We start from the raw sequence: 25,479 nt of genomic DNA on the forward strand, positions 1-25,479 counted from the left end.
GGTCACCAGCCCGCGGCCGGGCCCGTCAGCTCCCGGACCGCGGGGCGGGCCGCGTCCAGCACGGTCATGAACCACGCCGAGAAGGTGTCCCGCGCGTGCCGCTCCGCCAGCTCCGCCGGGGTCACGAACGCCGTACCGCCGACCTCCTCGGGGTCCGGCCGCAGCGGTGACTGCACCATCCCGACGAAGAGGTGGTTGTACTCCTGCTCCACCAGCCCCGACGCCGGGTCCGGGTGGTTGTAGCGCACCGTGCCCGCCTCCGCGAGCAGCGACGGGGAGACCCCCAGCTCCTCGTACGTCCGCCGGGCCGCCGCCGCGAACGGGGACTCACCGGGGTAGGGGTGGCCGCAGCAGGTGTTGGACCACACGCCGGGGGAGTGGTACTTGCCCGTGGCCCGCTGCTGGAGCAGCAGTCGGCCGTGCTCGTCGAAGAGGAAGACGGAGAACGCCCGGTGCAGTCGCCCGGGTGGCTGGTGGGCGGCGAGCTTCTCCGCGGTGCCGATCGTCACGCCGTTCTCGTCGACCAGTTCCAGCAAGATCGCTTCCGCGGTGCCGTTCGACGAGCTGGGCGTCGCGGTGGCAGGTGTGATCGGCATACCCATCCTTAACATCGGTCCTCGCGCCCCCAGTCTGCCGTACCGGCCCGGCAGTTCCGGCACTTCCCGGCGCGTCCGCATGTCCCGCGCGCTGCGTGCGACCGTCCGCGCCGGGGCGCGCGAGGGGCCCTCAGTGGCAGAGCCGCGCCTCGTGCTCCGCGTGCCCCACGGGTTCGAGCTGGAAGGTGCAGTGCTCCACGTCGAAGTGGTCGCCCAGGCAGCCCTGGAGTTCGTGGAGCATCTTCTCGTGCCCGATGGCGTTCAGCACGTCCGAGCGCACCACCACGTGCGCGGAGAGCACCGGCATCCCCGAGGTGATCGTCCAGGCGTGCAGGTCGTGGACGTCCTCGACGCCGTCGAGGTCCAGGATGTGCTGCCGTACCTCCGTCATGTCCACGCCCTTCGGCGCCGACTCAAGCAGCACGTCCAGGGTCTCCCGCAGCAGCCGTACCGTCCGCGGCACGATCATCACGCCGATCACCAGCGACGCGACCGGGTCGGCGGCCTGCCAGCCGGTGGTCAGGATCACCACCGCCGACAGCAGCACCGCCACCGAGCCCAGCGCGTCCGCCGCCACCTCGAGGAACGCGCCCCGCACGTTCAGGCTCTCCCGCTGGCCGCGCACCAGCAGCGACAGCGAGACCATGTTGGCGACCAGGCCGATCACGGCGAAGACGACGGTCAGACCGCCGTCGGTCCCGGCCGGGGTGACGAACCGCTGCACCGCCTCGTACAGCACGTAGCCACCGACGCCGAGCAGCAGCAGGCAGTTGGCGAGCGCGGCGAGGATCTCGGCGCGGGCGTAGCCGAAGGTGCGCCGCCCGCTCGGCGGCAGGTTGGCGAAGTGGATGGCGAGCAGCGCCATGCCCAGGCCGAGCGCGTCCGTCGCCATGTGCGCGGCGTCCGCGACCAGCGCGAGGGAGTCGGCGAGCACCCCGCCGACGATCTCCACGACCATCACCGAGAGCGTGATCGACAGGGCGACCCGCAGCCTGCCCCGGTACGCCGCGGCCGCCGTACCGCGGGGCGGCGCGCCGTGCGCGTGCCCGTGGTCGTGCCCTGCCCCCATGACAGCCGCCTCCTGATGAACGCGCCGGGATCGGTCCGAGGGCCCAGTGAACTACGGCCCAGGGGTATCGGGCAACGCGACGCTGAACACCGTTGTCATATGCTCTGACCTGCGCAAACGAACCGCAGGTCAGACCACCGGGCGGTCAGCCGCCGTGCTGGAGCCGCCAGCCCGCCCACGCCGACTCGACCATCTCGCGTACCCCGCGCCGCGCCGTCCAGCCCAGCTCCCGGGCCGCCAGCGCCGCCGAGGCGACCGAGACCGGCGCGTCCCCCGGGCGGCGCGCCTCGACCAGCGGCGCCCGGCGGTCGCCGGTCACCTCGCCGATGACGTCGACCAGCTCCCGTACGGAGACGCCCTCCCCGCGGCCGATGTTCAGCGTCAGGTCGCCCGCCGCGCCCGGCGCCGACAGCCGCCCGGCCGCCGCGAGGTGCGCCTCGGCCAGGTCCTCGACGTGGATGTAGTCCCGGACGCAGGTGCCGTCCGGGGTCGGGTAGTCGTCCCCGAAGATCCGCGGCGCCTCGTCGCGGGTGAGCCGGTCGAAGACCATCGGCACGACGTTGAACACGCCCGTGTCGGACAGCTCCGGCGCGGCGGCGCCCGCGACGTTGAAGTAGCGCAGGCACACCGTCGCGATCCCGTGCGCCTGCCCGGCGGCGCGCACCAGCCACTCCCCGGCGAGCTTGGTCTCGCCGTACGGGTTCACCGGGGCGCACGGGGTGTCCTCCGTGATCAACCCCACACCCGGGTCGCCGTAGACGGCGGCCGAGGAGGAGAAGAGGAAGCGCCCGATCCCGGCGTCCACGACGGCGTCGAGCAGGGTGGCGAGGCCGCCCACGTTCTCCCGGTAGTAGAGCGTCGGCCGTGCCACCGACTCCGCGACCTGCTTGCGCGCCGCGAGGTGCACCACCCCGGTCACCGCGTGCTCGGCGAAGACCTTGCGCAGCAGCTCCCCGTCCAGCGACGAGCCCCTGACCAGCGGCACCCGCGCCGGAAGCCGCGCGGGCACCCCCGCCGACAGGTCGTCGAGCGCCACGACCCGTTCCCCGGCCCCGGTCAGCGCCCGTGCCACATGAGCCCCGATGTAACCGGCACCGCCGGTGATCAGCCACGTCATGGTCGCCACCCTAAGCCGCCCCGGTCACCGCGACGGACGGCCCAGCGGTGCGTTATGCCCTGCACAGGCCGTTCCGTCGGTGCGATATGGGCTGTTCTGCGGTCTGATTTTGTACGCCGGGGCCCGCATCCGTGATGATGATCGATGTGACGGCCGAGGCAGGCCACGCCGTCCGGGCGATGAACGGCCGGTGAACACGGTCTTCTCATCATCCGATAGCCTCTGCCGACATGCCGCCCGCCTGGTGCAGCCAAGGGGCGACCCCCACCATGCACACGCCCGGCGCCACGGCGTCGGCACCCAGGGAGTGAGTTCGGTTGCCGACCGCTATCCTCACCGGCCAGCCGGTCCCGGGATCGTCGATCGAGGGGGACCTGCGCGCCCTCGGCTTCGAGGTGCGCGCCGCCGCGGACGCCGCCGAGGCCGAGACCCTGCTCGCCGCGGTCCCCGCCGACCAGCGGGTCGCCGTCGTCGACGCCCGCTTCGTCGGCCACCCGCACGCGCTGCGCCTCGGCCTCACCGACCCGCGCTTCCCGCTCGCCGCGGTCCCCGGCGCCGTCACCGCCCAGGCGGCCGGACGCCAGGCGCTGACCCGGGCGCTGGCCCGCGAGAACGCCTCCGGCACCGGGCGCACCCTCGTCGCCAGCGACAGCCTCGCCGACCGCGTCGTCACCGCCCTGGACGCCGACGGCGCCGCCGTGCACCGCCCCGAGCTGGGCAGCCTCGTCGCCACCGTCCCGGCCGACCCGCAGGCCCGCAACGAGGCACGGCAGGCCGTCGCCGCCGTCGACGACGAGGCCGTACGCCTGAAGTCCGCCGTGAAGGCCCGCGACGGCTTCTTCACCACCTTCTGCGTCAGCCCCTACTCCCGGTACCTCGCCCGCTGGTGCGCCCGCCGCGGCCTGACCCCCAACCAGGTCACCACCGCCTCGCTGCTCACCGCGCTGGTCGCGGCGGGCTGCGCGGCCACCGGCACCCGCGGCGGCTTCGTCGCCGCCGGACTGCTGCTGGTCTTCTCCTTCGTGCTGGACTGCACCGACGGCCAGCTCGCCCGCTACAGCCTCCAGTACTCCACGCTCGGCGCCTGGCTCGACGCCACCTTCGACCGGGCCAAGGAGTACGCCTACTACGCCGGACTCGCGCTGGGAGCGGCCCGCGGCGGCGACGACGTGTGGGCGCTCGCGCTCGGCGCGATGGTCCTCCAGACCTGTCGCCACGTGGTCGACTTCTCCTTCAACGAGGCCAATCACGACGCCACGGCGAACACCAGCCCCACCGCCGCCCTCTCCGACAAGCTCGACAGCGTCGGCTGGACGGTATGGGTGCGGCGGATGATCGTCCTGCCGATCGGTGAGCGCTGGGCGATGATCGCCGTCCTCACCGCCGTCGCCACCCCGCGCGTCACCTTCTACGCGCTGCTCGTCGGCTGTGCCTTCGCCGCGACGTACACCACCGCCGGGCGCGTGCTGCGCTCGCTCACCCGCAGGGCCCGCCGCACCGACCGGGCCGCCACCGCGCTGGCCGACCTCGCGGACTCCGGTCCGCTCGCGCAGGCCCTCGCGCGGGTGCTGCCGCAGCGGCTCCCGGTGCCCGGCGTCGGGTGGGCCGTCGTCGCCGCCGCGCTGCCGCCGCTCGTGGCCTGGCTCGACGGCCCCGGCTGGCCGGTCGTGGCGTCCGCCGCCCTCTACGTCCTGCTCTCCGCCGAGGCCGTCGCCCGGCCCCTCAAGGGCGCCCTCGACTGGCTGGTCCCGCCGCTGTTCCGGGCCGCCGAGTACGGCACCGTGCTGATCCTCGCGGCCGAAGCGGAGGTGAACGGGGCGCTGCCCGCGGCTTTCGGCCTGGTGGCCGCCGTCGCCTACCATCACTACGACACGGTGTACCGCATCCGCGGCAACGCCGGAGCACCCCCGGCCTGGCTGGTGCGGACCGTCGGGGGGCACGAGGGGCGGACCCTGCTCGTCGCCGTGCTGGCCGCGCTGCTCACCGCGGAGCGGTTCACGGTCGCGCTCACGGTCCTCGCCGTGGCCGTGGCGCTGGTGGTGCTCGTCGAGAGCATCCGCTTCTGGGCCTCCGCAGGGGCGCCCGCCGTACACGACGAAGGAGAACCCGCATGATCGGCCTCGTGCTGGCGGCAGGCGCCGGACGGCGTCTGCGTCCCTACACCGACACCCTGCCGAAGGCGCTGGTGCCGGTGGGGCCCGCGGGCACCGAGGGCGAGCCGACGGTCCTGGACCTCACCCTCGGCAACTTCGCCGAGGTCGGCCTCACCGAGGCCGCGATCATCGTCGGCTACCGCAAGGAGGCCGTGTACGAGCGCAAGGCCGCCCTGGAGAAGACGTACGGCCTCAAGCTCACCCTCATCGACAACGACAAGGCCGAGGAGTGGAACAACGCCTACTCCCTGTGGTGCGGCCGGGACGCCCTCAAGGACGGCGTGATCCTCGCCAACGGCGACACCGTGCACCCGGTCTCCGTCGAGGAGACGCTGCTCGCCGCCCGCGGTGACGGCAAGCGGATCATCCTCGCCCTGGACACGGTGAAGTCGCTGGCCGACGAGGAGATGAAGGTCGTCGTCGGCCCCGACGGCGGCGTCCGCGAGATCACCAAGCTGATGGACCCGGCCGCGGCGACCGGCGAGTACATCGGCGTCACCCTGATCGAGGGCGACGCCGCCCCGGAACTCGCGGACGCGCTGCGCGCCGTCTGGGAGACCGAGCCGCAGCAGTTCTACGAGCACGGCTACCAGGAGCTGGTCAACCGCGGCTTCCGCATCGACGTGGCGCCGATCGGCGACGTGCCGTGGGTGGAGATCGACAACCACGACGACCTCGCCCGGGGACGGGAGATCGCGTGCCGGTACTGACCCGACTCATCCCCTCGCCGGTCGTCGTGGACATCCGCCCGGGCGCCCTCGACGACCTGGGATGCGTCCTCGCCGACGAGCGGATCTCGCACTCCGGGAAGCTCGCCGTCGCCGTCAGCGGCGGCTCGGGCGCCCGGCTGCGGGAGCGGATCGGCCCGTCGCTGCCCGGCGCCTCCTGGTACGAGGTCGGCGGCGGCACCCTCGACGACGCCGTCCGGCTCGCCGCCGACATGAAGGCCGGGCACTACGACGCCCTCGTCGGCCTCGGCGGCGGCAAGATCATCGACTGCGCCAAGTTCGCCGCGGCCCGCGTCGGCCTGCCGCTGGTCGCCGTACCGACGAACCTCGCCCACGACGGGCTGTGCTCGCCGGTCGCCACCCTCGACAACGACGCCGGGCGCGGCTCCTACGGCGTGCCCAACCCGATCGGCGTCGTCATCGACCTGGACGTGGTCCGCCAGGCGCCGGTGCGGTTCGTGCGGGCCGGGATCGGTGACGCGGTCTCCAACATCTCCGCCATCGCGGACTGGGAGCTGGCCGCGCGGGTCAAGGGCGAGAAGATCGACGGCCTCGCCGCCGCCATGGCCCGGCAGGCGGGCGAGGCGGTGCTGCGCCACCCCGGCACCGTCGCCGACAACGACTTCCTCCAGGTGCTCGCCGAGGCGCTGGTGCTCTCCGGGATCGCCATGTCGGTCTCCGGTGACTCCCGCCCCTCCTCCGGCGCCTGCCACGAGATCAACCACGCCTTCGACCTGCTCCACCCGCAGCGCGCCGCCGCCCACGGCGAGCAGTGCGGGCTCGGCGCCGCCTTCGCGATGTGGCTGCGCGGCGCCCACGAGGAGTCGGTGTACATGGCCGGGGTGCTGCGCAGGCACGGCCTCCCGGTGCTGCCGGAGGACATCGGCTTCACCGCGGAGGAGTTCTTCCGCGTCGTGGAGTACGCGCCCCGCACCCGGCCCGGCCGCTACACGATCCTCGAACACCTCGACCTGAACACCCACCAGACCAAGGACATTTACGCCGACTATGTCAAGGCCATCGGTAGCTGAACTCCGTCCGGTCGTCCACCCCGCGGGGGTCAAGGACCGGCGCAGCGGTGAGCACTGGGGCGGACGCCTCTACATGCGTGAGGTGTCGCTGCGGATCACCCGCCTGCTGGTGAACACCCGGGTCACCCCCAACCAGCTCACGTACCTGATGACCGTCTTCGGCGTCCTGGCCGCGCCCGCGCTGCTGGTGCCGGGCATACCGGGCGCCGTCCTCGGCGTGCTGATGGTCCAGCTCTACCTGCTGCTCGACTGCGTCGACGGCGAGGTGGCCCGCTGGAAGAAGCAGTTCTCCCTGGGCGGGGTCTACCTCGACCGGGTCGGCGCCTACCTGTGCGACGCCGCCGTCCTCGTCGGCTTCGGGCTGCGCGCGGCCGACCTGTGGGGCGGCGGGCGGATCGACTGGCTGTGGGCCTTCCTCGGCACCCTCGCCGCGCTCGGCGCCATCCTGATCAAGGCCGAGACCGACCTGGTCGGCGTCGCCCGCCACCAGGGCGGCCTGCCCCCGGTCAAGGAGTCGGCGGCCGAGCCGCGCTCCTCCGGGATGGCGCTGGCCCGCCGCGCCGCCGCCGCGCTCAAGTTCCACCGGCTGGTCCTCGGCATCGAGGCGTCGCTGCTGATCCTCGTCCTCGCGGTCCTCGACACCGTCCGCGACGACCTGTTCTTCTCCCGGCTCGGCGTCGCCGTCCTCGCGGGCATCGCGCTGCTCCAGACGCTGCTGCACCTGGTCTCCATCCTCGCCTCCAGCAGGCTGCGGTGAACGCCGTGGACGCGTCCGCCCTGAAGGTCGGCGCGGTCGTCATCACGATGGGCAACCGCCCCGACGAACTGCGCGCCCTGCTGGAGTCCGTCGCCAAGCAGGACGGCCCCGCCGTCGAGGTGGTCGTCGTCGGCAACGGCTCCCCGGTGCCCGAGGTCCCGGCCGGGGTGCGCACCATCGAGCTGCCCGAGAACCTCGGCATCCCCGGCGGCCGCAACGTCGGCATCGAGGCGTTCGGCCCCGGCGGCCGGGACGTCGACATACTCCTCTTCCTCGACGACGACGGCCTGCTCGCCCGCACCGACACCGCCCAGCTCTGCCGCGAGGCGTTCGCCGCCGACCCCCGGCTCGGCATCGTCAGCTTCCGCATCGCCGACCCGGACACCGGCGTCACCCAGCGCCGCCACGTGCCCCGGCTGCGCGCCTCCGACCCGATGCGCTCCTCCCGGGTCACCACCTTCCTCGGCGGCGCCAACGCCGTCCGCACCCAGGTCCTCGCCGAGGTCGGCGGCCTGCCCGACGCGTTCTTCTACGCCCATGAGGAGACCGACCTCGCCTGGCGGGCCCTGGACGCGGGCTGGATGATCGACTACCGCGCCGACATGGTGCTGTACCACCCGACGACCGCCCCGTCCCGGCACGCGGTCTACCACCGGATGGTCGCCCGCAACCGGGTCTGGCTCGCCCGCCGCAACCTGCCCGCCGTCCTCGTCCCCGTCTACCTGGGCGTCTGGCTGCTGCTCACCCTGGTGCGGCGCCCCTCCCGGCCCGCCCTGAAGGCGTGGTTCGGCGGCTTCCGGGAGGGCTGGACCAGCCCCTGCGGTCCCCGCAGGCCCATGAAGTGGCGTACGGTGTGGCGGCTGACCCGACTGGGCCGCCCCCCGGTCATCTGACAAGCTCGACCCTGAGAGCATCGACCGGTGCCGGGCCCCGCGCGGGCCGCTCGGATCGTAGACGAAAGTTTCCACTTGTGAGTGAGACAACGCACGACGGAGGAGTCGCGGTGACGACCACGCTCCCGTCGCCCGACGAGTCACTGACCGCGGCGCAGCTCGCCGCGAAGTACGGCCTGTCCGTGAGCGGCGCCCGGCCCTCGCTCGTCGAGTACGTCCGCCAGCTCTGGGACCGGCGCCACTTCATCCTCGCCTTCTCCCGGGCGAAGCTGACCGCCCAGTACAGCCAGGCCAAGCTGGGCCAGCTCTGGCAGGTGGCGACGCCGCTGCTGAACGCCGCGGTCTACTTCCTCATCTTCGGCCTGCTGCTCGGCGCCCGCCGCGGCATCCCGCACGACATCTACGTGCCGTTCCTGGTGACCGGCGTGTTCGTGTTCACCTTCACCCAGAGTTCGGTGCTCGCCGGGGTGCGCGCCATCTCCGGCAACCTCGGCCTGGTGCGCGCCCTGCACTTCCCGCGGGCCTCGCTGCCGATCTCGTTCGCGCTCCAGCAGCTCCAGCAGCTCCTGTACTCGCTGATCGTGCTGGTCATCATCATGGTCGGGTTCGGCAGCTATCCGAGCCCCGCCTGGCTGCTGGTGGTCCCCGCGCTGGTGCTGCAGTTCGTGTTCAACACCGGCCTCGCGCTGACCTTCGCCCGGATGGGCAGCAAGACCCCCGACCTGGCCCAGCTCATGCCGTTCGTGCTGCGCACCTGGATGTACGCCTCGGGCGTGATGTTCAGCATCCCGGCGATGCTCGCCAACAAGGACGTCCCCGGCTGGGTCAGCGACGTCCTCCAGTGGAACCCCGCCGCGATCTACATGGACCTGGTCCGCTTCGCGATGATCGACGGCTACGGCAGCTCGTACCTGCCGCCGCACGTGTGGGCCTTCGCCCTGGGCTGGGCGGTGCTCGTCGGCGCGTTCGGGTTCGTGTACTTCTGGAAGGCTGAGGAGCAGTACGGCCGTGGCTGACCTCGACAAGACCGACCACGTCAGCGCCTACGAGGGCGGGGCGCGCGTCCCCACCGTCATCGCCGACGACGTGCACATCGTCTACCGCGTCAACGGCGCCCGCGGCGGCCGGGGCAGCGCCACCGCCGCCCTCAGCCGCATCCTCAGGCGCGGCTCCGACGACGCGGAGCGGGGCGTGCGCAAGGTGCACGCCGTGCGCGGGGTCTCCTTCGTCGCCTACCGGGGCGAGGCGATCGGCCTGATCGGCTCCAACGGCTCCGGCAAGTCCACCCTGCTGCGCGCCATCGCCGGGCTGCTGCCCGCCGAGCGCGGCAAGGTCTACACCGACGGCCAGCCCTCCCTGCTCGGGGTGAACGCCGCCCTGATGAACGACCTCACCGGCGAGCGCAACGTCATCCTCGGCGGCCTCGCCATGGGCATGTCCCGGGAGGAGATCCGCGCCCGGTACCAGGACATCGTCGACTTCTCCGGCATCAACGAGAAGGGCGACTTCATCACCCTGCCGATGCGCACCTACTCCTCCGGCATGGCGGCCCGGCTGCGGTTCTCCATCGCCGCCGCCAAGGACCACGACGTCCTGATGATCGACGAGGCGCTCGCCACCGGCGACGGCCGCTTCCGCAAGCGCTCCGAGGCCCGCATCCGCGAGCTGCGCAAGGAGGCCGGGACGGTCTTCCTGGTCAGCCACAACAACAAGTCGATCCGTGACACCTGCAACCGTGTCCTGTGGCTGGAACGCGGCGAACTGCGCATGGACGGCCCGACCGACGAGGTCCTCAAGGAGTACGAGAAGTTCTCCGGCAAGTAGCGGCACCCGCCGCGGGCCCCGCGGGAACTGTCAAGCGGGGGCCCGCGTCTGCAAAGGAAACGTCAACTCTGCGCGGCCTTAGGAATCTTGGGGCCAATCGGTGTGTTCTTGTGATGTGCAGGACACCCCCGAGCTGCCCGGTCCGTTGTACAACGTAAGCTGTACCGGTGCCGAATCACGGCAATAAGGGCCATACTGCGCGACACCCTGATCCGGGACCGCCGCGCCGAGCGCCGGGCGGCGTGTCCGAAATAGTGTGTATTGGGTCCGCAGTGTAGAACGGGAGATGTGACGGCAATGGCTACGGAAACTCCCCGGCTCCGCGCAGCATGTGCCGTCCCCGCCCCGGGCAGCGAACGGTGACGGGAGCAGCGACGGGGCGCACCGGAGACCCGGAGCGCGCGACCCTCGACAAGGCCACGGCAGAGAACTTCCCCGTGGCCCCCTTCTTCCTGCCCCGCGCCTGGCGCACCGACCTCATGGCCGTCTACGGCTTCGCCCGTCTGGTCGACGACATCGGCGACGGCGACCTGGCCCCGGGCGGCGCCGACGCCGCCCTCCTCGGCGTCGACCCCGACGCGGCCGAGGACCGCCTCGCCCTGCTCGACGCCTTCGAGGCCGACCTGCGCCGGGTCTTCGACGGCACCCCCCGCCACCCCCTGCTGCGCCGCCTCCAGCCCACCGTGCGCAGGCGCGCGCTGACCCCCGAGCCGTTCCTCGGGCTGATCGCCGCCAACCGCCAGGACCAGCTCGTCAGCCGCTACGAGACCTACGACGACCTGCTGGCCTACTGCGAGCTGTCCGCCAACCCGGTCGGCCGACTCGTCCTCGCCGTCACCGGCACCGCCACCCCGGAGCGGATCCGCCGCTCCGACGCCATCTGCACCGCGCTCCAGATCGTCGAGCACCTCCAGGACGTGGCCGAGGACCACGGCCGCGACCGGATCTACCTGCCCGCCGAGGACATGAAGCGCTTTCACGTCCAGGAAGCGGACCTCACCCCGAAGACCACCGGCGCCTCGGTGCGCGCCCTGGTCGCGTACGAAGCACAACGCGCCCGCGAACTCCTGAATGAAGGCGCCCCCCTCGTGGGTAGCGTCCACGGCAGACTGAGGCTGCTGCTCGCGGGGTTCGTGGCGGGGGGAAGGGCGGCGATCCACGCGATCGCCGCCGCTGATTACGACGTACTTCCCGGCCCGCCCAAGCCCGGCAAGGTCCGGCTGCTGCGTGAGGTGGGCGTGACTCTGCGAGGAGAGGGGTGATCCGGACCGTGGAGTCTCCACCACACGTGTCCGCGCCGGTACTCGCCGCCTACAGCTACTGCGAGACGGTCACCGGACAGCAGGCACGTAACTTCGCCTACGGCATCAGACTGCTGCCCGCCCCCAAGCGGCGGGCGATGTCGGCGCTGTACGCGTTCTCCCGCCGCGTCGACGACATCGGCGACGGCGCGCTGGACGCCGAGGTGAAGGCCAGCAGGCTCCAGGACACCCGGGCGCTGCTCACCCGGATCCGGGACGGGGCCGTCGCCGAGGACGACACCGACCCCGTCGCGGTCGCCCTCGCGCACGCCGCCCGCACCTTCCCGATCCCGCTGGGCGGCCTGGACGAGCTGATCGACGGCGTCCTGATGGACGTACGCGGCGAGACCTACGAGACCTGGGACGACCTGAAGGCGTACTGCCGCTGTGTCGCGGGCGCCATCGGGCGGCTCTCCCTCGGTGTCTTCGGCACCGAACCCGGCGCGCGCGGCGCCGAGCGGGCGCCGGAGTACGCCGACACCCTCGGCCTCGCCCTCCAGCTCACCAACATCCTCAGAGACATCCGCGAGGACGCCGAGGACGGCAGAACCTACCTGCCCTCCGACGACCTCGCGAAATTCGGGTGCTCGGCCGGGTTCAGCGGGCCGACCCCACCGGAGGGTTCCGACTTCGCGGGCCTCGTGCACTTCGAAGTGCGACGGGCCCGCGCCCTTTTCGCCGAGGGCTACCGGCTGCTCCCCATGCTCGACCGCCGCAGCGGCGCCTGCGTCGCCGCCATGGCCGGGATCTACCGCCGCCTCCTCGACCGCATCGAACGCGACCCCGAGGCCGTACTGCGCGGCCGGGTCTCCCTGCCCGGCCGGGAGAAGGCGTACGTCGCCGTGCGCGGACTGTCCGGACTGGACGCCCGGCACGTCACCCGGCGGACCGTCAGGAGGCGCGTCTGATGGATCACCTGGACCACCGTGACCCCGCCCCCGGCGCCCACGGCAAGCGGCGGGCAACCCTCCGCGGCGGGCGGGCGTCCCTGACTGCGACGACCTGCCGTCCAGGCCGCACGGAGCACGGTGGTACCACCGTGGGGGAGGGAGCGCGATGACCGACCGCACCGACGGGGACGGACCAGGCGCGCACCCCACCGCGGAGCCCGGCCGCGACGCCGTCGTGGTCGGCGGCGGGCTCGCCGGGATCACCGCCGCGCTCGCGCTCGCCGACGCGGGCGTCAGGGTCACCCTCCTCGAAGGCCGCCCACGCCTGGGCGGGCTCGCCTTCTCCTTCCAGCGCGGCGACCTCACCGTCGACAACGGACAGCACGTCTACCTGCGCTGCTGCACCGCCTACCGCTGGTTCCTCGACCGGATCGACGGCACCGCCCTCGCCCCGCTCCAGGACCGCCTCGACGTCCCCGTCGTCGATGTCACCCGCCCCGAGGGACGGCGCCTCGGCAGGATTCGCCGCGACGCGCTGCCCGTGCCCCTGCACCTGGGCCGCAGCCTCGCCACCTATCCGCACCTGCCGCTCGCCGACCGCGCCCGGGTGGGCCGCGCCGCGCTCGCGCTCAAGGGGCTCGACCTCGCCGATCCGACCCTGGACGCCCAGGACTTCGGCGGCTGGCTGGCCGCGCACGGCCAGTCGGCGCGCGCCATCGAGGCCCTGTGGGACCTGGTCGGGGTCGCCACCCTCAACGCGTTCGCGGGCGACACCTCGCTGGGGCTCGCCGCGATGGTGTTCAAGACCGGTCTGCTCTCCGACCCGGGCGCGGCCGACATCGGCTGGGCCCATGTCCCGCTGGGCGAACTGCACGACCGGCTGGCCCGCAAGGCGCTCGACTCCGCGGGCGTACGCATCGCGACCCGTACACGCGTCACCTCCATCTCCCAGGACGACAACGGACGTTGGACCGTCCAGGTTCCCGGCGACCGCGTCCGGACCGACGCGGTCGTCCTCGCCGTACCCCAGCACGAGACCCACGCCCTGCTCCCCGACGGCGCCCTGGACGACCCCGGACGGCTCACCCGCATCGGCACCGCGCCGATCCTCAACGTCCACGTCGTCTACGACCGCCGGGTCCTCGACGCGCCCTTCCTCGCCGCGCTCGGCACCCCCGTGCAGTGGGTCTTCGACCGCACCGCCGCCTCCGGTCTGAAGGACGGCCAGTACCTGGCGCTGTCCCAGTCCGCCGCGCACGACGACATCGATGCCCCCGTCGCCGACCTGCGCGAGCGCTACCTCCCCGAACTCCAGCGCCTGCTGCCGCGCACCCGGGGCGCCACGGTGCGGGACTTCTTCGTCACCCGGGAGCGCACCGCCACCTTCGCCCCCGCCCCCGGAGTCGCCCGGCTCAGGCCCGGCGCCCGGACCCGAGCCCCCGGCCTGTACCTGGCCGGCGCGTGGACCGCCACTGGGTGGCCCGCGACCATGGAGAGTGCGGTCCGCAGCGGCATCAACGCGGCCGACGCCGCGCTGCTCGCCCTCGGCAGGCCCCGCCCCGCCCACCTCTTCGACGTCGAGGAGGCGGCGTGACACTCGATCAGCGCGCGGCAGGCACCCGCACTTCCAGCAGCACAGCAACAAGAGGAGAGAACGTGCCCCCTGTGCCCCCGGCCTCCATGGCCGCTAGAGACGCGGTCGACGTGACCGCTCTCCTGGAGCGCGGCCGAACCCTGGCCACGCCGGTGCTGCGGGCGGCCGTCGACCGCCTCGCGCCGCCCATGGACACGGTCGCCGCCTACCACTTCGGCTGGATCGACGCGCACGGCAACCCCGCCGCGGGCGACGGCGGCAAGGCCGTGCGCCCCGCCCTCGCCGTGCTCTCCGCCGAGGTCGCCGGAGCCGCGCCGGAGACCGGCGTGCCCGGCGCCGTGGCCGTCGAACTCGTCCACAACTTCTCCCTGCTCCACGACGACCTGATGGACGGCGACGAGCAGCGCCGCCACCGCGACACCGTCTGGAAGGTGCACGGCCCCGCCCAGGCCATCCTGGTCGGCGACGCCCTGTTCGCGCTGGCCCAGGAGGTGCTGCTGGAACTCGGCACCGTCGAGGCGGGCCGCGCCGCCCGCCGCCTGACCACCGCCACCCGCGCCCTGATCGACGGCCAGGCCCAGGACATCTCCTACGAGCACCGCGACCGCGTCAGCGTCGAGGAGTGCCTGGAGATGGAGGGCAACAAGACCGGCGCCCTGCTCGCCTGCGCCAGCTCCATCGGCGCCGTCCTCGGCGGCGCCGACGACCGCGCCGCCGACGCCCTGGAGCGCTACGGCTACCACCTCGGCCTCGCCTTCCAGGCCATCGACGACCTGCTCGGCATCTGGGGCGACCCGGACGCCACCGGCAAGCGGACCTGGAGCGACCTGCGCCAGCGCAAGAAGTCGCTGCCGGTGGTGGCCGCGCTCGCCGCGGGCGGCCCCGCCTCCGAGCACCTCGCCGAACTGCTCGCCGCCGACGCCAAGGAAACCGACTTCGCGCACTTCTCCGAGGAGGAGTTCGCGGTCCGCGCCGCCCTCATCGAGAGCGCGGGCGGACGCGGGTGGACCGCCGAGGAGGCCCGCCGCCAGCACACCATCGCCATCGAAGCCCTCGACGCCGTCGACATGCCCGACCGGGTGCGCGACCGGTTCACGGCGCTCGCGGACTTCGTCGTCGTACGAGAGAGATGATCATTATTGGCCGGATAGAACTCGCGTAGTCGCCGACCGGAGCAGCGTGCTCCGGCCGACGGCGGACCCACAGCAGACGCACGACTTGCACACTGCACGAAGGGGAAGCCATGACAGCGACGACCGACGGAAGCACCGGGGCCACCCTGCCGCCCCGCGCTGCCGCGGCCAGCGAAACCACGCTCACCACCACCCCGGCGGCGACCGGGGTCCAGGAAGCCGCCGTGCGCGCGGTGCAGCGCGCCACCGAGTACCTGCTGGCCCGCCAGGACACCGAGGGCTGGTGGAAGGGCGACCTGGAGACCAACGTCACCATGGACGCCGAGGACCTGCTGCTCCGCCAGTTCCTCGGCATCCTCGACGAGGAGACCAGCCACGCCGCCGCCCTGTTCATCCGCGGCGAGCAGCGCGAGGACGGCACCTGGGCCACCTTCTACGGCGGCCCCGGCGACCTGTCCGCCACCGTCGAGGCGTACGTCGCCCTCCGCCTCGCCGGGGACGACCCCGACGCCGCGCACATGGCGAAGGCGTCCGCCTGGATCCGCGCCCGCGGCGGGATCGCCGCCGCACGCGTCTTCACCCGGATCTGGCTCGCCCTGTTCGGCTGGTGGAAGTGGGAGGACCTGCCCGAACTCCCCCCGGAGATCATCTATCTGCCCCGTTGGGTACCGCTGAACATCTACGACTTCGGCTGCTGGGCGCGGCAGACGATCGTCCCGCTGACCATCGTCTCCGCCAAGCGCCCGGTGCGGCCCGCCCCGTTCCCCCTGGACGAACTGCACACCAACCCCGCCAACCCCAACCCGCACCGGCCGCTCGCCCCCGCCACCACCTGGGACGGCGCCTTCCAGCGCATCGACAAGGCCCTGCACGCCTTCCGGAAGGTCGCCCCGCGCCGACTGCGCCGGGCCGCGCTGAACAGCGCCGCCCGCTGGATCATCGAACGGCAGGAGAACGACGGCTGCTGGGGCGGCATCCAGCCCCCCGCGGTCTACTCGGTCATCGCCCTGCACCTGCTCGGCTACGACCTCAAGCACCCCGTGATGCGCGCCGGGCTGGAGTCGCTGGACCGGTTCGCCGTCTGGCGTGAGGACGGCGCCCGGATGATCGAGGCGTGCCAGTCCCCGGTCTGGGACACCTGCCTCGCCACCATCGCGCTCGCCGACGCGGGCGTCCCCGCCGACCACCCGGCGCTGGTCAAGGCCGCCGACTGGATGCTCGGCGAGCAGATCGTGCGGCCCGGCGACTGGTCGGTGCGGCGACCCGGACTGCCGCCCGGCGGCTGGGCGTTCGAGTTCCACAACGACAACTACCCCGACATCGACGACACCGCCGAGGTGGTCCTCGCGCTGCGCCGGGTCCGGCACCACGACCCGGAGCGGGTGGAGAAGGCCATCGGGCGCGGGGTGCGCTGGAACCTGGGGATGCAGTCGAAGAACGGCGCGTGGGGCGCGTTCGACGTCGACAACACCAGCCCCTTCCCCAACCGGCTGCCGTTCTGCGACTTCGGCGAGGTCATCGACCCGCCGTCGGCGGACGTCACCGCGCACGTCGTGGAGATGCTCGCCGTGGAGGGACTGGCCCACGACCCGCGCACCCGGCGCGGCATCGCCTGGCTCCTCGACGCACAGGAGGCGGACGGCTCCTGGTTCGGACGCTGGGGCGTCAACTACGTCTACGGCACCGGCTCCGTCGTCCCCGCCCTGGTCACCGCCGGACTCCCCACCTCGCACCCGGCGATCCGGCGCGCCGTCGGCTGGCTGGAGAGCGTGCAGAACGAGGACGGCGGCTGGGGCGAGGACCTGCGCTCCTACCACTACGTCAACGAGTGGCGGGGCCGCGGTGCCTCCACCGCCTCGCAGACCGCGTGGGCGCTGATGGCGCTGCTCGCCGCCGGGGAGAAGGACTCCAAGGCCGTCGAACGGGGCGTGGAGTGGCTCGCCGCCACCCAGCGCGAGGACGGCTCCTGGGACGAGCCGTACTTCACGGGCACCGGCTTCCCGTGGGACTTCTCCATCAACTACCACCTCTACCGGCAGGTCTTCCCGGTCACCGCGCTCGGCCGGTACGTGTACGGGGAGCCCGCCGTCCTGAAGCCGCGCACCGCGGCCAAGGGGGGCTGATGGCGGCACCGCCAGCACCGGCACCGCTGCTGATCGCCTGCGCGCTCGGCATCGAGCAGTTCGCCCTGCGCACCGGCGACCGGAGCGGCGCCGACGGGCCCGTCACCGTGCTGCGCACCGGCATGGGCCCCAGGGCGGCCGAGCGCTCCGTCACCCGCGCCCTGACCGGCGCCGCGCTGCGGGACGCCGCCGTGCTCGCCACCGGCTTCTGCGCGGGGCTCGCGCCCGGGATGCACCCCGGCGACCTGGTCGTCGCCGAGGAGACCCGGGACCCGCGCGGGCGCACCCCCTGCACCGGCACCGAGCTGCTGGTCAAGGAGTTGGGGCGGGCGGTACCCGGCCGTACCGTGCACACCGGGCCGCTCACCGGCGCCGACCACGTGGTCCGCGGCCAGGAGCGGGCCGAACTGCTCGGCACCGGCGCGATCGCCGTCGACATGGAGTCGGCGGCCACGCTCCTGAGCGCCGTCCGCGCGGGCGTGCGCCCCGTTGCGGCCGTCCGGGTGGTCGTGGACGCTCCGGAACATGAACTCGTCCGGATCGGCACCCTGCGCGGTGGAATATCGGCTTTCCGCGTTCTTCGTTCCGTACTTCCCGCTTTTTTCGAATGGCACCGTTCCGCACTGCTCCCCAGGAGGTGAGCCAGATGGCCATGCCGCTGCGCCAGTCCATCAAGGTCGCTACATACTTGGCCGAACAGAAGCTCCGCAGGCGGGACAAGTTTCCGCTGATCGTCGAGTTGGAACCGCTCTTCGCCTGCAACCTCAAGTGTGAGGGCTGCGGGAAGATCCAGCATCCTGCGGGCGTGCTGAAGCAGCGTATGCCGGTCGCGCAGGCCGTGGGCGCCGTGCTGGAGTCGGGCGCGCCGATGGTGTCGATCGCCGGTGGTGAGCCCTTGATGCACCCGCAGATCGACGAGATCGTGCGCCAGTTGGTGGCGAAACGGAAGTACGTCTTCCTGTGCACCAATGCCATGCTGCTGCGCAAGAAGATGGACAAGTTCACGCCCTCGCCGTACTTCGCGTTCGCCGTCCACATCGACGGGCTGCGCGAGCGGCACGACGAGTCGGTGGCCAAGGAGGGCGTGTTCGACGAGGCGGTGGCGGCGATCAAGGAGGCCAAGCGGCGCGGCTTCCGGGTCACCACCAACTCCACGTTCTTCAACACCGACACCCCGCAGACCATCATCGAGGTTCTCAACTTCCTCAACGACGACCTCCAGGTCGACGAGATGATGATCTCGCCCGCCTACGCCTACGAGAAGGCGCCCGACCAGGAGCACTTCCTCGGCGTGGAGCAGACCCGCGAACTGTTCAAGAAGGCGTTCGCGGGCGGCAACCGCCGCCGGTGGCGGCTCAACCACTCGCCGCTCTTCCTGGACTTCCTGGAGGGCAAGGTCGACTTCCCGTGCACGGCCTGGGCCATCCCCAACTACTCGCTCTTCGGCTGGCAGCGCCCCTGCTACCTGATGAGCGACGGGTACGTGCCGACGTACCGCGAACTGATCGAGGAGACCGACTGGGACAAGTACGGCCGCGGTAAGGACCCGCGGTGCGACAACTGCATGGCGCACTGCGGCTACGAGCCGACCGCCGTCCTCGCCACCATGGGCTCGCTGAAGGAGTCCCTGCGCGCGATGCGCGAGACGGTCTCCGGGAACCGGGAGTGACCCCGTGACCGCCGTACCGCTAGGCGTCCCCGAGGTACCGGTCCGGCCGATCGCCGAGCGGCGTGTGTCGCGGCGCATCCAGGTCGGGCCGGTGCCCGTCGGGGGCGGGGCACCGGTGTCGGTGCAGTCGATGACGACGACGCGTACGTCCGACATCGGCGCCACCCTCCAGCAGATCGCCGAACTCACCGCCTCCGGCTGCCAGATCGTCCGCGTCGCCTGCCCCACGCAGGACGACGCGGACGCCCTGGCGACCATCGCCCGCAAGTCGCAGATCCCGGTCATCGCGGACATCCACTTCCAGCCGAAGTACGTGTTCGCGGCGATCGAGGCCGGGTGTGCCGCCGTACGCGTCAATCCCGGCAACATCAAGCAGTTCGACGACCGGGTGAAGGAGATCGCGCGGGCCGCCAAGGACCACGGCACGCCGATCCGGATCGGGGTCAACGCGGGCTCCCTGGACCGCCGCCTGCTCCAGAAGTACGGCAGGGCGACCCCCGAGGCCCTGGTCGAGAGCGCGCTGTGGGAGGCGTCCCTCTTCGAGGAGCACGGCTTCCGGGACATCAAGATCTCGGTCAAGCACAACGACCCGGTCGTGATGATCGAGGCGTACCAGCAGCTCGCCGCCCAGTGCGACTACCCGCTGCACCTGGGGGTGACGGAGGCGGGTCCGGCGTTCCAGGGGACGATCAAGTCGGCCGTAGCCTTCGGCGCGCTGCTCTCCCGGGGGATCGGCGACACCATCCGGGTCTCCCTGTCGGCGCCGCCCGCCGAGGAGGTCAAGGTCGGCATCCAGATCCTCCAGTCGCTGGGGCTGCGGGAACGGCGGCTGGAGATCGTCTCCTGCCCCTCCTGCGGGCGGGCCCAGGTCGACGTCTACAAGCTGGCCGAGGAGGTCACCGCGGGCCTGGACGGCATGGAGGTGCCGCTGCGGGTGGCCGTCATGGGGTGTGTCGTCAACGGGCCGGGTGAGGCCCGGGAGGCCGACCTCGGCGTGGCCTCCGGCAACGGCAAGGGACAGATCTTCGTGAAGGGCGAGGTCGTCAAGACCGTCCCCGAGTCCAGAATCGTCGAGACGCTCATCGAAGAGGCGATGAAGATCGCCGAGCGCATGGAACAGGACGGCGCCGGGTCCGGCGCCCCCACCGTCCCGGGGAAGCCGGAAGTGACGGTGCGCTAGACGCTACACGGCACGGACCGAGAGGGGGCCCGAGCGTGACCATACTTGAGACGATCCGGGGACCACGCGACCTGAAGGCGCTGTCCGAGGCGCAGCTCGGCCGACTGGCCGAGGAGATCAGGGAGTTCCTCATCCACGCGGTCGCGAGGACCGGAGGGCACCTCGGGCCCAATCTGGGGGTGGTGGAACTGACCATCGCACTCCACCGGGTCTTCGAGTCGCCCGTCGACCGCATCCTGTGGGACACCGGCCACCAGAGCTACGTCCACAAGCTGCTGACCGGACGTCAGGACTTCTCCAAGCTGCGCGGCAAGGGCGGCCTGTCCGGCTACCCCTCGCGTGCCGAGTCCGAGCACGACGTCATCGAGAACAGCCACGCCTCCACCGCGCTCGGCTGGGCCGACGGCCTCGCCAAGGCCCGCGAGGTGCGGGGCGAGGAGGGCCACGTCGTCGCCGTCATCGGCGACGGGGCGCTGACCGGCGGGATGGCCTGGGAGGCGCTGAACAACATCGCCGCCGCCAAGGACCGGCCGCTGATCATCGTCGTCAACGACAACGAACGCTCCTACTCACCGACCATCGGCGGCCTCGCCAACCACCTGGCGACCCTGCGCACCACCGACGGCTACGAGCAGTTCCTGGCCTGGGGCAAGGAGGTGCTGCTGCGCACCCCGGTGGTCGGCGGCACGGTGTACGAGGCGCTGCACGGCGCCAAGAAGGGCTTCAAGGACGCCTTCGCGCCGCAGGGCATGTTCGAGGACCTGGGCCTGAAGTACGTCGGCCCGATCGACGGCCACGACACCCGTGCCGTGGAGTCCGCGCTGCGCCGCGCCAAGCGCTTCCACGGGCCGGTCCTCGTGCACTGCCTCACCGAGAAGGGCCGCGGCTACGAACCCGCCCTCGCGCACGAGGAGGACCACTTCCACACCGTCGGCGTGATGGACCCCCTGACCTGCGCGCCGCTCACCCCGTCCGGGGGGCCGTCGTGGACGTCCGTGTTCGGCGAGGAGATCGTCCGCATCGGGGAGGAGCGCGCGGACGTGGTGGCGATCACCGCGGCGATGCTGCACCCCGTCGGGCTCGGCGCGTTCGCGGAGCGGTTCCCCGACCGGGTCTACGACGTCGGCATCGCGGAGCAGCACGCGGCGGTCTCGGCGGCGGGGCTGGCGACGGGCGGACTGCACCCCGTCGTCGCCGTCTACGCCACCTTCCTCAACCGGGCCTTCGACCAACTCCTGATGGACGTGGCGTTGCACCGCTGCGGGGTGACGTTCGTGCTCGACCGGGCCGGGGTGACCGGCGTCGACGGTGCCTCGCACAACGGGATGTGGGACCTGTCGGTCCTCCAGGTCGTCCCCGGACTGCGGATCGCCGCGCCCCGCGACGCCGACCAGCTCCGCGCCCAGCTACGGGAGGCGGTCGCCGTGGACGACGCGCCGACGCTGGTCCGCTTCCCCAAGGAGAACGTCGGCCCCCAGATCCCGGCCGTCGACCGGGTCGGCGGCGTGGACGTGCTGCACCGGGCCGAGGCGCCTCAGGTGCTGCTGGTCGCCGTGGGCGTGATGGCGCCGGTCTGCCTCCAGGCCGCGGAGCTGCTGGAGGCCCGGGGCATCGGCTGCACGGTCGTCGACCCGCGCTGGGTCAAGCCCGTCGACCCGGCGCTGCCGGGGCTCGCCGCCCGCCACCGGCTGGCCGCGGTCGTCGAGGACAACAGCCGCGCCGCCGGGGTGGGCGCGGCGGTGGAGCTGGCGCTGCGTGACGCGGACGTCGACGTCCCCGTACGGCGCTTCGGCATCCCGGAACAGTTCCTCACCCACGCCAAGCGCGGCGAGGTGCTCGCCGACATCGGACTGACCCCGGTCGAGATCGCCGGGCGCGTCAGCGCGAGCCTGGCGGTGACGCGGGAGCGGGCCGGGGGCGACGACGGCGATCGGGTGCCCCCCGGGGGTGGTCGCGTGCCGCCCGGTGGTGGCCAGGTGCCGTCTGGTGGCGGTCGGGTGCCGTCTGGGGGCGGCCGGGTGCCGCCTGGGGGCGGGCGTAACGCCTCTGGTGGTGGCCGGACGGCGGCCGGTGGCGGTCGGGCCGCGTCGGGTGGTGGCCGGACGGCCTCCGGTGGTGACCGGGCCGGGTCCGGCAGGGGACCGGGCGCGGTCGGTGGTGGTCGGGCCGCGGCCGGAGGTGGAGGGGCCGCGTCCGGAGGCGGACGCGTGCCGTCCGAGGGTGAGCCCGGAACCGTGCGAGGGGTAGACGTCGTTCGGGGAGTAGACGCCGTTCGAGGGGAAGACTGAATGACGACCGCGGAATCCGCGCCCCAGCCGTCCGTGCCGGTGCCGTCCCCGTCGGGCCCGGCGCCGGGCGCGGACTTCGACCTCGGCGCCCTGCTGGCCGAACGCGGCGCCGAGCGCTACGACCTGCACGCCCGGCACCTCAACCACCAGTTGCCGCGCATGTTGCACACCATCGGCTTCGACAAGGTCTACGAGCGGGCCGAGGGCGCCTACTTCTGGGACACGGACGGCAACGACTACCTGGACATGCTCGCCGGGTTCGGGGTGATGGGCCTGGGCCGCCACCACCCCGTCGTCCGCAAGGCGCTGCACGACGTCCTCGACGCCTCCCTCGCCGACCTCACCCGCTTCGACTGCCAGCCGCTGCCCGGACTGCTCGCGGAGCGGCTGCTCGCCCACAGCCCGCACCTGGACCGGGTGTTCTTCGGCAACAGCGGCACCGAGGCGGTCGAGACCGCGCTGAAGTTCGCCCGCTACGCCACCGGCAGACCGAGGATCCTGTACTGCGTCCACGCCTTCCACGGGCTGACGACCGGCTCCCTCTCCGTCAACGGCGAGTCCGGCTTCCGCGACGGCTTCGCCCCGCTGCTGCCCGACACCCCCGTCCCCCTCGGCGACCTCGACGCCCTCGCCCGCGAGCTGCGGCGCGGCGACGTCGCCGCGCTGATCGTCGAGCCGATCCAGGGCAAGGGCGTCCACGAGGCGCCGCCCGGCTATCTCCGCGCCGCCCAGGAACTGCTGCACCGGCACAAGGCGCTGCTCATCGCGGACGAGGTGCAGACCGGCCTCGGCCGCACCGGCGACTTCTACGCCTACCAGCACGAGGACGGCGTCGAACCCGACCTGGTCTGCGTCGCCAAGGCCCTCTCCGGCGGCTACGTACCGGTCGGCGCCACGCTCGGCAAGGACTGGATCTTCAAGAAGGTCTACTCCTCCATGGACCGCGTCCTGGTCCACTCGGCCAGCTTCGGCGGCAACGCCCAGGCCATGGCCGCGGGCCTCGCGGTGCTGTCGGTCATGGAGCGGGAGCAGACCGTCGCCGCCGTCCGCGCCACCGGCGACCTGCTGCGCACCCGGCTCGCCGCGCTGATCGACCGGTACGAGCTGCTCGCGGACGTGCGCGGCCGGGGCCTGATGATCGGCATCGAGTTCGGCAGGCCCAGCTCACTGAGGCTGCGCACCCGCTGGCACATGCTCCAGGCCGCCCGCAAGGGACTCTTCGCGCAGATGGTGGTCGTCCCGCTGCTCCAGCGGCACCGCATCCTCACCCAGGTCTCCGGCGACCACCTGGAGGTGATCAAGCTGATCCCGCCGCTGATCATCGGGGAGCGGGAAGTGGACCGGTTCGTCGAGGCGTTCACCGCGGTGATGGACGACGCGCACGACGGCGGACTGGTGTGGGAGTTCGGCAGGACACTGGTCAAGCAGGCGGTGGCCAACCGCTGACGGGCGTTTTTGCCCCAGAGGCAAAGAAATTGCCTCTGGGGCAAGCGTGCGGCTCAATGGAGTCATGCGCTCACCGGAAGACGCGGCGGCCTCCGAAGGACCCGAGGCCCTGCCGCCCACCGTCGCACCCCAGCTCCGCGCGCTGCGCCGCCGGGCCGCCCTCACCCTGGAGGCCGCGGCCCGCTCGGCGGGCCTGTCGCCCGCCCACCTCTCCCGGCTGGAGACCGGGCAGCGCCAGCCTTCCCTGCCGATGCTGCTCGCGCTGGCCCGCATCTACGGTACGACCGTCTCCGAACTGCTCGGTGAGACGGTCGGCGACCGCGACGCCGTCCTGCGCGGCGCGGAGACCGAGCCGACCCGCGCGGGCGGCTGGACCTACTGGCAGGCGGGCGCCGCCGGGCGCGGGATGCAGGCGCTGCGCGTGCACGTGCCGTACGGCTCGCAGGGCGACGTGGTGCGGGTGCACCCCGGCGAGGAGTGGCTGTACGTGCTGCGCGGCCAGCTCCGCCTGCGGCTCGGGGACACCGCGCACCGCCTCGGCCCGGGGGACAGCGCCCACTTCGACTCCCTCACCCCGCACCGGCTCGCGGCCGGGACCGGCACCGGAGTCGATCTGTTGTTCGTGCACACTCTTCTGCAGAGCCCGACGGCCACCCTGTGCCTCGGCCCCACCCCCGGAGACCCCGATGAGTGACAGAGACACAGACCAGAGGGACATAGAGCAGAAGCTGCCGCGGGGCATCTGGTTCCGGCTGTTCATCTATGTGGTGGCGGGCCACCTGTTCGCGGCGTTCCTGTACCTGCTCTTCGAGGTGGGGGCCAAATAGCCGGACAGGGGGCGCGGCCGGTCGGTCTCAGTCGAGGAGGCGGTCGCGCAGCCGGTCGCGGACCTCGGGGGTGACGCCGAGGCCGCCGTGGAGGTAGGCGTCGACGCCGCCCCAGGTCTCCTCGATGGTGTCGAAGGCCGCCGACAGGTACTCCGCGCGGGCGTCGAAGAGCGGGCTGAGCAGCTCCATCACCTCGGGCGAGTAGGCCGAGGACGCGCTGCCGCTGCGGTGCACCTTGTAGCGGCGGTGGGTGGCGTTGGACTCCAGGTAGTCCGCGAGGATCGCCTCGCGCTCCACGCCCAGGGCGAGCAGCGTCACCGCGATCGACAGCCCCGCGCGGTCCTTGCCCGCGGCGCAGTGCATCAGCGCGGGCACGCTGTCCTCGGCCAGGGCGTGCAGCACCCGGGAGTGCTCGGCGGTGCGCTCCTTGATGATCATGCGGTAGGACGCGATCATGCGGTTCGCCGCCTTGCCGTCGGCGAGCACCGAGCGCAGTTGCTCCAGGTCGCCGTCGCGGACCATCTTCCAGAACTCGGCGCCGTCCGCCGGGTCCGACAGCGGCAGGTTCACGTTCCGCACGCCGGGCAGCTCGACGTCCGGGCCCTCCAGCTTCTGGTCGGCGGCGTTGCGGAAGTCGAAGACCGTGTGCAGGCCCAGGGAGGCGAGGAACGCGGCGTCCTCGTCGGTCGCGTGCGCCAGGTGGCCGCTGCGGAACAGCACGCCGTGCCGCACCCGGCGGCCGTCCACGGTCGGCAGTCCGCCCACGTCACGGAAGTTGCGCACGCCAGCCAGTTCGGGCTCGGTCGACGGGACCTGCTGCGTCACGGGGGCTCCCTCCCATCGGCCCCGGCGGCGCCGAT

The 25,479-nt window shown here is 72.5% G+C and carries 24 protein-coding genes; 20 read left to right on the forward strand and 4 right to left on the reverse strand.

The window, feature by feature from the left end:
* Positions 1-2 precede the first annotated feature (2 nt).
* The 3 genes from idi to galE all read right to left on the reverse strand — a co-directional run bounded on the left by idi (position 3) and on the right by galE (position 2,782).
* Positions 3-596, reverse strand: a complete 594-nt coding sequence (gene idi, locus ACFQZ6_RS30545) for an isopentenyl-diphosphate Delta-isomerase (protein ID WP_381615519.1) — start codon at positions 594-596, stop codon at positions 3-5.
* Between the two features lie 130 nt (positions 597-726).
* The gene (locus ACFQZ6_RS30550) at positions 727-1,665 is read right to left on the reverse strand and encodes a cation diffusion facilitator family transporter (protein ID WP_381615522.1); all 939 of its coding nucleotides are present in this window, start codon (positions 1,663-1,665) and stop codon (positions 727-729) included.
* 145 nt (positions 1,666-1,810) lie between these two features.
* Positions 1,811-2,782 carry a UDP-glucose 4-epimerase GalE gene (gene galE / locus ACFQZ6_RS30555; RefSeq protein ID WP_381615525.1) on the reverse strand — a complete coding sequence of 324 codons (972 nt, stop codon included), beginning with the start codon at positions 2,780-2,782 and terminating at the stop codon, positions 1,811-1,813.
* Positions 2,783-3,099: 317 nt separating this feature from the next.
* On the opposite strand from galE, the gene ACFQZ6_RS30560 reads away from it, so the two are divergent.
* The 20 genes from ACFQZ6_RS30560 (at position 3,100) to ACFQZ6_RS30655 (ending at position 24,619) form a co-directional block, all read left to right on the forward strand.
* Positions 3,100-4,896 (forward strand): DUF5941 domain-containing protein, encoded by a 1,797-nt coding sequence (locus ACFQZ6_RS30560; RefSeq protein WP_381615528.1) that lies wholly within the window; start codon positions 3,100-3,102, stop codon positions 4,894-4,896.
* Positions 4,893-5,645 carry a phosphocholine cytidylyltransferase family protein gene (locus ACFQZ6_RS30565; protein WP_381615531.1) on the forward strand — a complete coding sequence of 251 codons (753 nt, stop codon included), beginning with the start codon at positions 4,893-4,895 and terminating at the stop codon, positions 5,643-5,645. Before ACFQZ6_RS30560 ends, ACFQZ6_RS30565 begins: the two co-directional genes overlap by 4 nt.
* The gene (locus tag ACFQZ6_RS30570; RefSeq protein ID WP_381615533.1) at positions 5,633-6,694 is read left to right on the forward strand and encodes an iron-containing alcohol dehydrogenase family protein; all 1,062 of its coding nucleotides are present in this window, start codon (positions 5,633-5,635) and stop codon (positions 6,692-6,694) included. Before ACFQZ6_RS30565 ends, ACFQZ6_RS30570 begins: the two co-directional genes overlap by 13 nt.
* Positions 6,672-7,451 carry a CDP-alcohol phosphatidyltransferase family protein gene (locus ACFQZ6_RS30575; RefSeq protein WP_381615536.1) on the forward strand — a complete coding sequence of 260 codons (780 nt, stop codon included), beginning with the start codon at positions 6,672-6,674 and terminating at the stop codon, positions 7,449-7,451. Before ACFQZ6_RS30570 ends, ACFQZ6_RS30575 begins: the two co-directional genes overlap by 23 nt.
* Positions 7,452-7,498: 47 nt before the next feature.
* Positions 7,499-8,344, forward strand: a complete 846-nt coding sequence (locus tag ACFQZ6_RS30580; RefSeq protein WP_381618775.1) for a glycosyltransferase family 2 protein — start codon at positions 7,499-7,501, stop codon at positions 8,342-8,344.
* Between the two features lie 77 nt (positions 8,345-8,421).
* Positions 8,422-9,360 carry an ABC transporter permease gene (locus ACFQZ6_RS30585; protein ID WP_381615538.1) on the forward strand — a complete coding sequence of 313 codons (939 nt, stop codon included), beginning with the start codon at positions 8,422-8,424 and terminating at the stop codon, positions 9,358-9,360.
* Positions 9,353-10,168: an ABC transporter ATP-binding protein gene (locus ACFQZ6_RS30590; RefSeq protein WP_381615541.1), complete on the forward strand. Its 816-nt coding sequence runs from the start codon at positions 9,353-9,355 to the stop codon at positions 10,166-10,168. Before ACFQZ6_RS30585 ends, ACFQZ6_RS30590 begins: the two co-directional genes overlap by 8 nt.
* 329 nt (positions 10,169-10,497) lie before the next feature.
* Entirely contained in the window at positions 10,498-11,430 is a 933-nt protein-coding gene (gene hpnC / locus ACFQZ6_RS30595) for a squalene synthase HpnC (RefSeq protein ID WP_381615543.1), read from the forward strand.
* Positions 11,427-12,377, forward strand: a complete 951-nt coding sequence (hpnD, locus tag ACFQZ6_RS30600) for a presqualene diphosphate synthase HpnD (protein ID WP_381615545.1) — start codon at positions 11,427-11,429, stop codon at positions 12,375-12,377. Before hpnC ends, hpnD begins: the two co-directional genes overlap by 4 nt.
* Positions 12,377-12,529, forward strand: coding sequence for a DUF6380 family protein (locus ACFQZ6_RS30605; RefSeq protein ID WP_381615548.1), 153 nt, complete (start codon positions 12,377-12,379; stop codon positions 12,527-12,529). The genes hpnD and ACFQZ6_RS30605 overlap by 1 nt, the downstream gene beginning before the upstream one ends.
* Positions 12,526-13,953 carry a hydroxysqualene dehydroxylase HpnE gene (gene hpnE / locus ACFQZ6_RS30610; RefSeq protein ID WP_381615551.1) on the forward strand — a complete coding sequence of 476 codons (1,428 nt, stop codon included), beginning with the start codon at positions 12,526-12,528 and terminating at the stop codon, positions 13,951-13,953. The genes ACFQZ6_RS30605 and hpnE overlap by 4 nt, the downstream gene beginning before the upstream one ends.
* Before the next feature lie 86 nt (positions 13,954-14,039).
* Positions 14,040-15,086, forward strand: coding sequence for a polyprenyl synthetase family protein (locus ACFQZ6_RS30615; RefSeq protein ID WP_381618777.1), 1,047 nt, complete (start codon positions 14,040-14,042; stop codon positions 15,084-15,086).
* Positions 15,087-15,196: 110 nt separating this feature from the next.
* Positions 15,197-17,209, forward strand: a complete 2,013-nt coding sequence (shc, locus tag ACFQZ6_RS30620; protein ID WP_381615554.1) for a squalene--hopene cyclase — start codon at positions 15,197-15,199, stop codon at positions 17,207-17,209.
* Positions 17,209-17,850: a phosphorylase family protein gene (locus ACFQZ6_RS30625; protein ID WP_381615557.1), complete on the forward strand. Its 642-nt coding sequence runs from the start codon at positions 17,209-17,211 to the stop codon at positions 17,848-17,850. Before shc ends, ACFQZ6_RS30625 begins: the two co-directional genes overlap by 1 nt.
* Positions 17,851-17,855: 5 nt before the next feature.
* Positions 17,856-18,878, forward strand: a complete 1,023-nt coding sequence (gene hpnH / locus ACFQZ6_RS30630; RefSeq protein WP_381615560.1) for an adenosyl-hopene transferase HpnH — start codon at positions 17,856-17,858, stop codon at positions 18,876-18,878.
* Positions 18,879-18,882: 4 nt separating this feature from the next.
* Positions 18,883-20,058 carry a flavodoxin-dependent (E)-4-hydroxy-3-methylbut-2-enyl-diphosphate synthase gene (gene ispG, locus ACFQZ6_RS30635; protein ID WP_381615563.1) on the forward strand — a complete coding sequence of 392 codons (1,176 nt, stop codon included), beginning with the start codon at positions 18,883-18,885 and terminating at the stop codon, positions 20,056-20,058.
* A gap of 35 nt (positions 20,059-20,093) precedes the next feature.
* On the forward strand, positions 20,094-22,346 hold the full coding sequence (gene dxs / locus ACFQZ6_RS30640; RefSeq protein WP_381615566.1) for a 1-deoxy-D-xylulose-5-phosphate synthase: 2,253 nt from the start codon (positions 20,094-20,096) through the stop codon (positions 22,344-22,346).
* Positions 22,347-23,792, forward strand: coding sequence for an aspartate aminotransferase family protein (locus tag ACFQZ6_RS30645; protein WP_381615569.1), 1,446 nt, complete (start codon positions 22,347-22,349; stop codon positions 23,790-23,792). It begins immediately after the preceding gene.
* A gap of 64 nt (positions 23,793-23,856) precedes the next feature.
* Positions 23,857-24,486 (forward strand): helix-turn-helix domain-containing protein, encoded by a 630-nt coding sequence (locus tag ACFQZ6_RS30650; RefSeq protein WP_381615572.1) that lies wholly within the window; start codon positions 23,857-23,859, stop codon positions 24,484-24,486.
* The gene (locus ACFQZ6_RS30655; RefSeq protein WP_381615575.1) at positions 24,479-24,619 is read left to right on the forward strand and encodes a DUF6126 family protein; all 141 of its coding nucleotides are present in this window, start codon (positions 24,479-24,481) and stop codon (positions 24,617-24,619) included. Before ACFQZ6_RS30650 ends, ACFQZ6_RS30655 begins: the two co-directional genes overlap by 8 nt.
* A 27-nt stretch (positions 24,620-24,646) precedes the next feature.
* Here the strand turns inward: ACFQZ6_RS30655 and ACFQZ6_RS30660 are convergent, their stop codons facing one another.
* Positions 24,647-25,444, reverse strand: coding sequence for a tyrosine-protein phosphatase (locus tag ACFQZ6_RS30660; RefSeq protein WP_381615578.1), 798 nt, complete (start codon positions 25,442-25,444; stop codon positions 24,647-24,649).
* Between the last annotated feature and the right edge of the window lie 35 nt (positions 25,445-25,479).

Origin of the sequence: Streptomyces flavalbus, from assembly GCF_042674625.1 — a bacterium.
GTDB lineage: Bacteria > Actinomycetota > Actinomycetes > Streptomycetales > Streptomycetaceae > Streptomyces > Streptomyces flavalbus.